Raw genomic sequence first — 11,703 nt, forward strand, 5'->3', positions numbered from 1 at the left:
ACACTTTGTGATCGACCTCACATGACATGGAGGCCGAGGGCAAGATCGGCGCGCTTTCGGGCGTCGGCGGACCAGTGGGGGGCGTTCCACTGATCCGCGATGGCGGCGGCCCGGGCGAAGTGGGCGGCGGCCTCGTCGGCCCGGCCGAGGAGGAGGGCGAGCTCGCCGAGGGTGTGGGCGACCGGGCGCAGGGCCAGCGACAGGCTCTCCACACCGGCCGGGGGACCGTCGCGGTGGGGGAGCAGGTCCGCGTAGATCTCCGCGGCGGCGTCGCGGTCGTTCAGTGCGACGGTCGCCATCGCGCGCAGGCTCGTCAGGAACGTGAAGAAGAAGTCGGGCCGGATCGGGCCCGGTGACGTGCGTGCCTCGTCGCCGCGGCCGGCGGCGAGGAGGGCGAGCGCGAGCAGGTCGGCGACCATCGGGCCGAGCGCCTCGTGCAGAGCGCGCACGTCGTCCAGGTGGTCGCCGAGCGTGCCGTCGTTCAGCCGGATCACCGCCAGTGCGAGGCCGCGGAAACCGGCGTGCACCGATCCGGCGCGTTCCATGTGTGCGGTGGCCTCGGCGTAGAGGCGCTCGGCGTCGGTGAACCGGCCCTCGACGAGGTCCAGGGTCGCCAGCGCGATCTCGGCGGCGCTGATCGCCTCCGGCATCCGGTAGGCGCGGGCGAGGTCGAGCGCCTCCCCGGTCACGCGGCGCATGGTCGCGGGGTCGTTGGCCGCGGCGGCGTTCGCGGCCTGGTCGAACAGCCCGGTCACCCGGTAGACGGGCAGGTCGTGCTCGACGCCGATCTCCACCAGCTCGCGGGCGTACTCCTCCCGCCTGGTCTCGCCGGCCAGGATCAGGAGCGCCGCGGCCCGGAGGCGGGGATCGGCGGTGAGGTCGAGTGCCTCCCGTGCCGCCGCCAGGACGGTCGGACCGTCCTCGCCCACCAGCTCGTTGGCGTACGCGACGAGCAGCCGGGACCGCACGTCGGGGGCGAGGTCGGTCCGCTTGAGCAGGCGGCTGAGGCGGCCGACGACGGGACGGTCGACCGTGCCGTACGTGCGGGCCTGCCAGGGGGTGGGCTCGGTCCAGGCGGTGAACGCGGCGATCATGAGGTCGTCGCGGCCGATCGACTCGGCGTACTCCACGGCCTGCTCGCGCGTGTCCCTGGCCGCGGCGACGGCCCCGGCCCTGATCTGCGCGCGCAGCAGCCTGCCGAGCAGGCCGACGCGCTCGTCCGGATCGCTGGAGTTGGCGACCGCGTCGGTGAGGAGAGCGGCGGCCACGTCGTGGGCGTAGCGCGCCTCGGCCAGCTCGGCGGCCCGCACGCAGTAGCCGACGGCCTTCGGCGATCCCGCTCGCGCATAGTGATGGGCGAGCGCCGCGACGTCGCCGGTGCCCTCCAGCGCGGCGGCGATCCTGGCGTGCATCCTGGCGGCCCGCAACCGGCTGACGTCGGCGACCAGTGTGTCCCTGACCAGCGCGTGAACGAACCGGACGCGCCCCGGCCCCGGCTCGTCGAGCAACCCGGCGACGACGCCCGCGTCCAGCGCGTCCAGCACGCCGTCCGCGTCGGTGTCGGCGGCCTGCACGAGCACGTCCACCGAGCTTTCCCGGCCGGCCACCGCCGCCAGCCGCAGGACGGACACGCCGCTCTCGGGGAGCCTGGCCAGCCGGCGCCGCAGCACGTCCCGTACGCCCTCGGGGACCTCGGAGAGCGCGACCAGCGCACCCTCGCCGTTCAGCAGCCGCGCGCTCTCCCGCACGTAGAACGGGTTGCCGCCGGTGCGCTCGGCGATCCCCGCCACCGTCGCGTCGTCGGCCTCGCTCTCGGCCCGTACGAGCTCGGCCACCGCTGCGCCGTCGAGCCCGGGCAGCGCGAGGCGCAGCGGCGCGGTGCGGGCGAGCGCACCCAGCGTCTCGGTGAGGTGCTCGCTCTCGTCCTGGCGGTACGCGGCGACGACCAGGATCGGTGCCCGCACGCCGACGCCACCGCCGAGCAGCCCCAGCGTGGTCGTGTCCGCCCAGTGCAGGTCGTCCAGCACGACGGCGACCGGCCGTTGCGCGGCGGCCGCCGCGAGCCAGCCCCACACGGCCCGGCGCAGCCGGAAGCGCCCGGCGGCGGCGTCGCCGTCCACCGGCATGGAGTCGGACAGCAGCGGCGCCAGGTCTTCCGTGAACTCCCCCGGAGGAACGGTCGCGGCGACCGCCCGCAGCGCCTCGACCCACGCCCACGCGGGCGGCGCGCCGTCGACCTCCGGACACCGCCCGGCGGCGACGAGCCAGCCGTCGCGCTCCAACCGCGCGCCGAGGTGCTCCAGGAGCGTCGACTTGCCCAGCCCCGCCTCCCCGGTGACAAGAGCGACGCGCGCCCCGTCGGCGGCGGCCTCCCCGGCGGCCGAGACCAGCGCGGCAAGCTCGCCCTCCCGCCCCACGAAAGAGGCGGCGCGGTGCGGGGGCTCGGCGTGCGGAGGCTTGGGGGCCGGGAGTGGGGGGACGGCCGTGCGGAGGATGTCGATGCGCTGGGCGAGGATCGCCTCTTCCAGGGCGACCAGGTCGGGGCCGGGGTCGAGACCGAGTTCGTCGGCGAAGGTGGCGCGCGCGCGGCGGAGCGTCGCCAGGGCGTCGGCCTGGCGGGCGCTGCTCCACAGCGCCAGGGCGTGCAGCCGCCAGCCCTCTTCACGCAGGGGTTCGTCGCGGGTGAGCCGCTCGGCCTCGGGGACCACCGAGACGGGGTCGCCCGCCCGCAGGCCCGCCGCGACGTGGAGCTCGCGGGCGACCAGGCGCAGCTCGTTCAGGCGGGCGGTCTCGGCGGCGGCCCACGGCTCGTCGGCGACCTCGGCGAACGCGGGTCCCTGCCACAGGCCCAACGCCTCGGCCAGCCGGGCGCGGGCGGCCCGAGGCTCGGTGAGCGTGCGGGCCTCGTCGAGCAGGTCCTCGAAACGCCAGGCGTCCACCGACTCCGGCGGCAGCCGCAGCGCGTAGCCGGGGGCGGCGCTCACCAGGAGGCGGGCCGGGGTTCGGGGCGGGCGGCCGGGTTCCAGCAGCCGGCGCAGGTTGGAGACGTACGCCTGGAGGGAGAGCAGCGCACGGGACGGCGGCTCACCGCGCCAGAGGTCCTCGATCATCCGGTCGACCGACACGACCTGTCCGCGCGCCGCGACCAGGAGGGCCAGGACGCCGCGCTGCCGCGGGCCTCCCAGGGGGACGGGCTCGCCGTTGACCTCGGCGCCGAAAGAGCCCAAAACCCGGATCAAGACCATGACGTGCAACATCCTACGCGCGGGGCGTTCCCAAGCGGTTCCACGTCCCTTCCGAACGCCGGGAGCAGGCTTGACCCGTCGAACCGATAGACCGGCTCACCTGTCCTCAAGGGGGCAGGTGAGCTGCGACGTCGTGGGCACGGGAGGTCGACTTTCCGAATGGCGTTGCCCCCCTGTCACGTCGGCTCGTCGTCTGGGCTCATACGGATGAATGAGTGCAACCACATGAGGAGGGAAACATGCAGTTCGTAGAAGCCGACGAAGCGACGATGCGGTCGATGCCGGCCCCTACCAGGAGCCGACCTTCCGCGGCACCTGCTCCGGCGCGGACTGGACCATCTACGCCCACCTGTCGTAACCCGTACGCCCGCCGGTCCCTCCGCCGGCCCTGTCAGAGAGAGGGCCGGCGTCAGGTCACCGGTGAGGTCGGCCGGGCCGGAGTCCCTTGCTGATCCGGGTGCGCAGGGAGTGCAGGGCCTGCCTGAGTTCGGCAGGTTCGATGTCGGTGAGGTCGGCGTCGAAGGTGAGGAGCAGTCCTGCCAGCCCTGGCCATGACCATGCGCCAAGTGTGAGCCGGCACGTGGTTTCGGTGGCGTACTCGACGGTTGATCCGCCGGGGGCGAACCGGGCGACGGTGGAGGCGGGCAGGGCGAGGACGGCTGAGCCGCGGCACGGCCACTCGGCGGCGGCGTCTCCGCGGTCGTGTGCGGTCATGACGAAGGCGACGGGATCGCCGTGCGGGATGTCACGTCGGCCGAAGGGCGTGTGCGTGGGCATGTGTGCCGTGATGCGATCGACGCGCATCGCGCGCCATCGGCCCGCATCGGGGTCGAAGGCGACCAGATACCAGCGTCCGGCCCACACCACGAGATCGTGCGGCTCCAGCTTCAGCGTGACGGGTTCGCCGTCACCGGTGTAGTCCACGCGAACAAGGTGCCGCCGGTTGATCGCGCCGCCGACGGCACGGACGATCTCGGCGTCGATCGGCGGCGCGGGGAACTCCCAGTAGTTGCGGGCCGAGGAGATGGTGAACGCCTCGGCGTGCAGGCGGCTACGCGCGGGCATCGCCTGGCGCAGCGTGGCCAGAGCACGCGCCGCGTTCTCGCGGATGCCGGACAGGACCGCCGGCACGGTCTGGAGCGCGACGGCCGCGGCGACGGCCTGATCCTCATCGAAGACGACCGGCGGCAAGCGGGTGGCGCGACCGAGCCGATACCCTCCCCCCGCGCCGCGGACGGCCTCGATCTCGTACCCGAGTTCCCGGAGCGTATCGATGTCGCGACGTACGGTTCGTACCGACGCTCCGAGCCGGGTGGCGAGCTCCTCGGCGGTCAGGGTCGCGCCGATCCCGAAGATCGACAGCAGCTTGAGCGCCCGCGCGGAGGTAGCAGCCATGATTCGCCGATTCTCTCACCGGTAGCGGTCACTCGATGGCAACTATGCCGACGATGGTGGCCGCCATGACCGCTTCACCGAGCCCTCGAAAGGGCACCCCCGTCACGGAGGCTTCTCCGACACCCATCGTCGGCGCCGGCGCGACCGCGGCGCTGCTGGTGGTGCTCTTCGGCTCCTTCATGGACCTTCTCGACGCCACGATCGTCACCGTCGCTGCACCGGCGGTAGCGCAAGATCTGGGCGCCGGCGACGCTCAGATCCAGTGGACGATCGCCGCCTACACCCTCACCCTGGGCGCGGGCCTGATCACCGGCGGACGGCTCGGCGATCAGTACGGACGCAAACGGCTGTTCATGATCGGGCTGGCCGGGTTCATGGTCACCTCGGCGCTGTGCGCGCTGGCCGTCGATCCGGGCATGCTCATCGGCATGCGGGCCGGGCAGGGACTGACCGCCGGGATCCTCGTCCCGCAGGTGTTCGGGATCATCCGGGCATCGTTCGCGCCGGCCGAGCGCGCCAAGGCGTTCGGCGCCTACGGAGCGGTCCAGGGTCTCGCCTCGGTGGCCGGCCCGCTCCTGGGCGGGCTGCTCGTCGACATCAACCTGTTCGGCCTGGGCTGGCGCACGATCTTCTGGATCAACGTGCCCGTCTCGGTCCTGGCGCTCGTCATCGGCGCGAAGGTCCTGCCGGAGTCCCGCTCCGCCTCGACCGCGCGCCTGGATCTCATGGGCGCGCTGCTCGCGGCCGCGGGCATCCTTCTCCTGCTGCTGCCGATCATCCAGACCGAGACATGGGGACGGACCTGGGCCGGCTACGTGCTCCTCGCGGCTGGAACCGGCCTGCTAGCGATCTTCCTCGTCCACGAGCGCCGACTCGTCGGAAAGGAACCTGTCTTTGACCCGGCTCTGCTGAGAATCCGCGCCTTCGCAGTGGGCCTGGGCGCTTCGGTGCTCTTCTTCGGCGGCATCGGGTCGTACTTTCTCACCCTCTCGGTCTACCTCCAGGAGGGAACCGGCCGAACCGCATGGGAGACCGGCCTGGTGATCCTCCCGTACGCGCTCGGCTCCATCATCACGTCCGGGCTCGGCGTCGCTCTCGCCGCCAGGGCGGGCAGAACGCTCCTGATCATCGGCTCGCTCACCATCGCGGCGTCTCAGCTCGTCCTGTGGTTCATCGTCAAGGACGGCGACGATCCCGGATACTGGCTCCTCGCCCTCGCACTCTTCGTCGGCGGCCTCGGGCTCGGGCTCGCCGCACCCATTCTCGTCAACGTCGTCCTCGCCGGCGTCCCCGGACGCAACGCGGGCGCCGCGGGCGGGGTGCTCTCCACCGTCAACCAGGTAGGCGGCGCCGTCGGCATCGCCGTGCTCGGCACGATCTTCTTCGCCTCCGTCACCGGTTCGGCCACCGGAGCACCGGCGCTGCCCGACTACAGTCACGCGTTCGGCATCGTCCTGGTCGTCTCCGCCGCGCTGTACCTGATCACGGCGCTCGTGATGCTCGCCCTCCCGAAAGCCGCGATCGAGCACGCCGAGTAGAGCGGCACCGTCCACCTGCTGCCTCGTCTGCTCCGACTGCCGGACGGCGGCACGTACGGTCCGCTGTTCCTGTCCGCTGGTCATCAACTCCTGGCGCGGCGACGACGACACGCCGGAGGCACCGTACGTCTGAGTGGTCGGCCGGATGTGGGGCGCATGCCCGGCAGGCGTCCAGAGCCACGGCGTTGACCTGCGGCGCCGGGGGTCTGGACGGCGCGGGACGCCGTACGGACACCCCTTCACCTTGCCAGTGCACGCTCACAGTCAATTTCCGTATTTGAATTTCCAGAAATTAGAAAATGTTAGGGTGTCGCCGTGACTGCGGAGGTCGGCGTGGTGACGCCTTGCAAGCATTGTGGAGCTCCCGTCGAGCAGCGGCCGGGCAGAGGGCGGCCCAAGTCGTACTGTCCGGAGAAGGGATGCCAGGCGGCGGCCAAGCGGGAGCGCGAGCTGCGGCGGGCGACCCCGGGGCTGGAAGGCGCGCTGGCCAGGGCCGAGCAGTTGTACGACAGGATGGAGAGCGGCCTCGTCGCGGCCATCGAGCCGCTGGCCAAGGCCCTGGCCGACGAGCTGAGCCCGGCCGGGGTCGAGGCCAAGCTCAGCGCCGTCCAGGCCGAGGCCCACACACGTGTGGCGATCGCCCGCACCGAACGCGAACAGGCCTTCGAGCAGGTACGCCTCGCCCGCGAGGCCACCGAGCACGCCCGCCGGCAGACCGCCGAGATGCGAGAGCGGCTGGAGGAGGCCGAGAACGAGCGTGAGACGGCCCTCCAGGACGCCGAACGCGCCCGCGAGCAGGCCCTGGCCGCGTTGCGCGAGGCGGCCAGCACCGAACGCCAGGCGTTGCAGACCGCCGAGAAGGCGATCCGGCGGGCCGAGCAGGCCGAACGGCGGGTGAAGGAGACCTCGCGCCAGGCGGAGCTGACCGAGCAGACCAGGGATCAGGTCGTTCAGGAGCTGGCCGAGCAGGTGGAGGCGGCCGAGGAGCGGGCCGGGGAGGCGCGGGCGCAGGCCGTACAGGCGGGGGCGGAGGCCGACCGGGCGCGGGAGGAGAGAGATCACGCCCGCGAGGAGACGGCGGCGGCCGGGCGGGCGCGCGAGCTGGCCGAGCGTGCGGTGATCGCGGCCCGGGCCCGGGAGGAGGCGGCCGCGCAGGAGCGGGAGCGAGCCGTGGCGCGGGCCGAACGCGCCGAACGCGCCGCCGCCGAGGCCGAGCGGGACGGGGCGGTCGCGCTGCGGGAGGCCGCCCAGGCCGCGACCGAGGCGGGCGAGCTGGCCCTGAAGCTGGCGGCGGCCGAGCAGGACGCCGCCACGGCGCTGGCCAAGGAGCGCAAGCAGCACGCGCGGGAGAAGGCGCGGGCCACGGCGGCGGTCAAGGAACGCGATCAGCTGCTGGCGGAGTTGCGGCTGGAACGTGTACGGCTGGCGGACGTGCGGGCCGAGCTGGAGGCGGCACGCGCGGAGGCCGCCCGCCTCCGGGAACGAGCGGTCGCCGCCGAACTGCGGGCGCAGGGACCCGCCCAGCCCCCCGAGCCCGTGTCCGACCATGCGCCGTGAACCGGGGAGCCCAGGGAGTGAGCACAGGTGACACGGCACCCGGATGCCCTCGCTCGGGGCAGATCCAGGGCTCCTCGTCGGTGCCGGTGGAGACTGCGTGCGGGTGCCACCGGAACACGGCAGAGACGGGCCGCGGAGAGAGGTTCGGCCGGGTCAGCCTCGACCGTGGGGATCGCGACGGGCTTGCCGGCGGGTGCGGCAGGTGGCGTGGGGCGCGTCAGGTGTTCGGGTCCGGCTGCAGGTTGGCCAGGCGGCGGGCCAGCTCGTCCCGCTCGCGGGTGACCTGGGCGAGCTCATGCTGCAACTCCAGGATGAGGCGGATGGCGGGCAGGGTCATGCCCTGGTCCTTCATGACGACCACTTGCTGGATGCGGTTGATCTCGCGGCGGCTGTAGCGGCGTTGCCCGCCGGTGGAGCGCTGCGGGGACACCAGCTGCTGGTCGTCGATACGGCGCAGGAAGGCCTGCTGCACCTGAAGCATCGCCGCGACCTGGCCGACGGTGAACAGGGGCGCGTACTCGTCATCGAGGGAAAAGCTCATCCAGGGGGGCTCCCTTCTCCCGGGAGTGGTGATGCCGGCGGGCGCGCACCCGCCCCGGCGCTTGTGCTCTGTGCCGCCGGGGGCGGTTCGCGCCCGCCGTAGCGTTCGGACGCTCCTGCGGAGTGTGGTCCCCCTGGGTGGTCAGCGCTTGATCGCCTTGTGAATGTCGCCGCCATGGTGGATGGCCACCTTGCGCGGCTTGGCGCGCTCGAGCACCGGGATGCGCACGACCAGCACGCCGTTGGAGTAGGCGGCGTCGATCGCGTCGGCGTCCAGGTGCTCGGACAGGTAGACGCGGCGGGTGAACGTACCCATCACCCGTTCGCGGACGAACACTCGCTCGTCCTCGCCGTATTCCTCCTCGCGGCGCGCCGACACCGACAGCACCCCGCGGTCGACGGTCACTTCGATGGAATCGGGGTCGATGCCGGGCAGATCGAAGCGCAGCACCACATCGTCGGCGCGGCGGATCCCGTCCATCGGCATGACCGCGCCGCCGCTCTGCGCGGCGGCCTCGCGGGCCAGCCGGTCGAACTGACGCTCGAACTCCTGCACGAACGGGTCGATCGACGTCAGCAGCATCATCGTCACCTCCGAAGACCCCCGAGCCGCCTTCCCGGCCCGGGCTTCCTGTCCCTTCCCTATGAGGGAACCTCTCGTTCGGATTATAAGAATCTGCAGGCCCGGGTTGTCAAGAATGCAGATAACCCCAGCTCGAAGCAGGCAAACGGCAGCATCACCAACGGTCTCGTGGAGTCAGGGATGAAGGCAGTCCGTCCGACGGCGGGTCCGTCCGGCAGGAAGGCGGAGGAAGCGGGCAGCACGGGAGCCGCTCCGTTTGTTGATCAGGCTGGATGCTGCGGGCTCGCTCCCTGGGCGTGCCCGCAGAAAGGGCGCGTCACCGGTGCGTCTGCACGGGGTGCGGAAGATCAGTCTCGAGGCGCGGGCGCCTGGAGCGGGGCCCAAGCTCCGCCCGGCGCCGCCCGCTGCGCCGGCCCCCCTCCGCGGAGGGGCTGGTCGTCAGATTGGCTGTGGGCGGCCGAACAGCAGGTCGTAGCCGGGCGGGAGCTGCAGCAGGATCCGCTTCATCAGGTCCTCGCCCGCGGTGTCGGCCACGACGCTGAGCACGGCGCTGACGTCCCACGTCGCGGTCTTCTCCGTGGAACCCTCGATCCAGGCCGCGGTCGCCCGGACGAACCGCTCGGGCGTCAGCGGTTCGTAGGCCGGCAGAGGGTTGAGCAGGACCTGCGCCAGCGTCTCGGGGAGCCAGGCGGCCAGCTCATTGCGCACCTCGCCCACCAGGTGCGCGCCCAGCAGGGCCAGGACGACGCGGGATGCCTGCTCCGCCTCCTCCCGCGAGGGGTATTCGCCGCGCTCCTGGGTCGCGGCCAAGAACGCGTCCCACCGCATCCGCATGATGCCCCTTCCTGTCCGACAGCCGCCGCAGCGGCGGGCCTGCCACACGGGATGGGAGCCCCCATCCCCGGTTCCGGCCCGTCACGGCAGACCGGCACAAGCCCGCACAGTAACCGCCAAGCCATCACCCAAGTCCGATACGTCCCCGTCACCGGTGACCGCTAACCGCTACCGACCACATCACCCTGCCCACCGCGGCCGGCGACGTCCTCCGCCGGGCCCGCGCTGACCCGGAACCTGAGGCCGCGGTCGTCCTCGACACCTACCACGCGGCAGTGCATCACAGCTGACCGGCAGCCGATCACGGATCGAACAGGACCCGGGATTCGAGATCGAGACGGGTGGTGGGCTCGGCCGCAGGCGGGAACGGCTGGCCCTGATCGGCGTCCGCCACCGAACCGAGGCGGCGAACCACGTCCGTCAGAGCCTCTGAGCTACGGAGTGAGGGGACGTGGCGACGCCCCGCCAGTGCTTCCGGGCGTGCGGTTGCCTTGCCGGCCGGTGCCGGGAGCGGGGGACAGCGCGGCGGACGTCCCGTCGATGAGCACGCGCAGGCCGTGTTCGAACGCCTTCTCGCCGACCGGCCCGCCGCCCTCGCGCAGGGCGGCCAGCAGCATGGCCGGCGCCTGCTCCCGGGACCCCGGCGTCGGCGCCGCAGCCTGCTCCTGGAGGACGAATCCGTTCACGTAGTAAGTCAGGGAGGCGATCGTGTGCAGCGCCAGGGCCGGTGTGAAGCCGCGTTCGACCATGGCCGTCAGCTCCTGATCGAACAGGGCCACGGTCTCAGGGCTCAGTGAGCGGGCGTGGGCGACCACGCGTGCGCCGTCGCGCCGGGCCAGCAGCGTGGCGCGGTACGCCCGCGCGCGGCGCAGGAGCCAGTCCTGCCAGGACTCGTCGTCACGGGGCGGCCCCATGCCCGGAGCCCGGCAGATCGCGTCGGCCATCCCGTCGAGCAGTTCCTGCTTGGTGCGGATGTGCCAGTACAGCGCGGGGGACCGGACGCCGAGCTCCGCGGCGAGCCGCCGCACCGTGAGCCCTTCCAGCCCCACCTCGTCCAGCAGGCGAAGTGCGGTGTCGATCAGTGTCTGCTTGGTCAGGCCGGGCCTCTTGTCGTCGGGCATGCGCGTAGCTTAGCGTTGCTAAGTGACGTCCTTAGCAATGCTAAGTGAGGAGGCGCGGTGGGTGTTCACGACGAGGGGCAGGGGCCGCCGATCGTGATGGTCCATCCGGGGCTGTCCGACGGGAGGCGATGCGGGAAGGTGGCCGCGCTCCTGTCCGGCCGCTACCGGGTGCTGCGACCGGACCGCCTGCAGTACCGGCCGGAGCGCGGCGCGCCCGTCCAGGTGGAGCAGGAGGTCGAGGACCTGCTGGCGCTCGTACGGTCCGCCGGGGGGCCGGTGGTTCTCTACGGCCACTCCTCCGGCGCGGTGGTCGCGCTGGAGGCCCTGGTGGCCTCGCCGTCCTCGTTCGCCGGTGCTGTGATCTTCGAGCCGCCCGCGGTGATCGGGCCGCCGCTGTCGGGGGAGGGCGGCGTGGTGCTCCGGCGGGCTCGCGCGGCGATGGCGTCGGGCAGGCCGGGCAAGGCGTTGACGGTCTTCCTGCGGGGCACCATCGGCCTGCCGGGCCGGCAGGCGTGGCTCGGCGGCGCGATCACGGCCCTCATCCCGTACTACCGCCGTCTGATCCCCAGGCAGCTCGACGACCTGGAGGCGATGGACCGGCTGGGCGTGCGCCTCGACGCCTACGCCGCGATCGAGGTCCCCACGGTCCTGCTCGGCGGCGAGCTCAGCCCGGCGCACCTGGCCGAGCGGCTGGACGCCATCCAGCGCGTGATGCCGCGCGCCGAGCGGGTGGTGCTGTCCGGATGTGATCACGGGGCCGACCTCAAGAAGCCGGCCGAGGTGGCCCGCGTCATCCGGGAGCTGGCCGAGAAGGTGATCGTCGACTGAGCCCGCCCCCGAGGGGCGGGGCGCCGAATTCGATGTTGCCGACGGATCTCAGCCGCACGACA

9 protein-coding genes are annotated in these 11,703 nt (G+C 72.6%); 3 read left to right on the forward strand and 6 right to left on the reverse strand.

The window, feature by feature from the left end; genetic code table 11:
- Nucleotides 1-17 precede the first annotated feature (17 nt).
- Together AB0J97_RS23370 and AB0J97_RS23375 are read right to left on the reverse strand one after the other, a co-directional pair.
- On the reverse strand, nt 18-3,245 hold the full coding sequence (locus AB0J97_RS23370) for a BTAD domain-containing putative transcriptional regulator (RefSeq protein WP_364091871.1): 3,228 nt from the start codon (nt 3,243-3,245) through the stop codon (nt 18-20).
- Nucleotides 3,246-3,659: 414 nt separating this feature from the next.
- Nucleotides 3,660-4,640, reverse strand: a complete 981-nt coding sequence (locus AB0J97_RS23375; protein WP_364091873.1) for a WYL domain-containing protein — start codon at nt 4,638-4,640, stop codon at nt 3,660-3,662.
- Nucleotides 4,641-4,705: 65 nt separating this feature from the next.
- Between AB0J97_RS23375 and AB0J97_RS23380 the strand changes: the two genes are divergently transcribed.
- Both AB0J97_RS23380 and AB0J97_RS23385 read left to right on the forward strand, forming a co-directional pair.
- Nucleotides 4,706-6,178 carry an MFS transporter gene (locus tag AB0J97_RS23380; protein WP_364091875.1) on the forward strand — a complete coding sequence of 491 codons (1,473 nt, stop codon included), beginning with the start codon at nt 4,706-4,708 and terminating at the stop codon, nt 6,176-6,178.
- 315 nt (nt 6,179-6,493) lie between these two features.
- A complete protein-coding gene (locus AB0J97_RS23385; protein WP_364091877.1) occupies nt 6,494-7,735 on the forward strand; it encodes a hypothetical protein in 1,242 nt (413 codons plus the stop codon).
- Nucleotides 7,736-7,952: 217 nt separating this feature from the next.
- Here the strand turns inward: AB0J97_RS23385 and AB0J97_RS23390 are convergent, their stop codons facing one another.
- From AB0J97_RS23390 to AB0J97_RS23405, 4 genes are all read right to left on the reverse strand, one after another.
- A complete protein-coding gene (locus AB0J97_RS23390) occupies nt 7,953-8,276 on the reverse strand; it encodes a MerR family transcriptional regulator (RefSeq protein WP_357699522.1) in 324 nt (107 codons plus the stop codon).
- A gap of 141 nt (nt 8,277-8,417) precedes the next feature.
- Nucleotides 8,418-8,861, reverse strand: coding sequence for an Hsp20/alpha crystallin family protein (locus AB0J97_RS23395; protein WP_357699524.1), 444 nt, complete (start codon nt 8,859-8,861; stop codon nt 8,418-8,420).
- 435 nt (nt 8,862-9,296) lie between these two features.
- Nucleotides 9,297-9,692 carry a DUF2267 domain-containing protein gene (locus AB0J97_RS23400; RefSeq protein WP_364091879.1) on the reverse strand — a complete coding sequence of 132 codons (396 nt, stop codon included), beginning with the start codon at nt 9,690-9,692 and terminating at the stop codon, nt 9,297-9,299.
- A 434-nt stretch (nt 9,693-10,126) separates the two neighbouring features.
- Nucleotides 10,127-10,813 carry a TetR/AcrR family transcriptional regulator C-terminal domain-containing protein gene (locus tag AB0J97_RS23405; protein ID WP_364091881.1) on the reverse strand — a complete coding sequence of 229 codons (687 nt, stop codon included), beginning with the start codon at nt 10,811-10,813 and terminating at the stop codon, nt 10,127-10,129.
- 57 nt (nt 10,814-10,870) lie between these two features.
- On the opposite strand from AB0J97_RS23405, the gene AB0J97_RS23410 reads away from it, so the two are divergent.
- Nucleotides 10,871-11,641, forward strand: coding sequence for an alpha/beta hydrolase (locus tag AB0J97_RS23410; protein WP_364091883.1), 771 nt, complete (start codon nt 10,871-10,873; stop codon nt 11,639-11,641).
- The last annotated feature ends 62 nt before the right edge of the window (nt 11,642-11,703 follow it).

This window comes from Nonomuraea sp. NPDC049607 (assembly GCF_040675375.1).
Taxonomy (GTDB): Bacteria; Actinomycetota; Actinomycetes; order Streptosporangiales; family Streptosporangiaceae; genus Nonomuraea.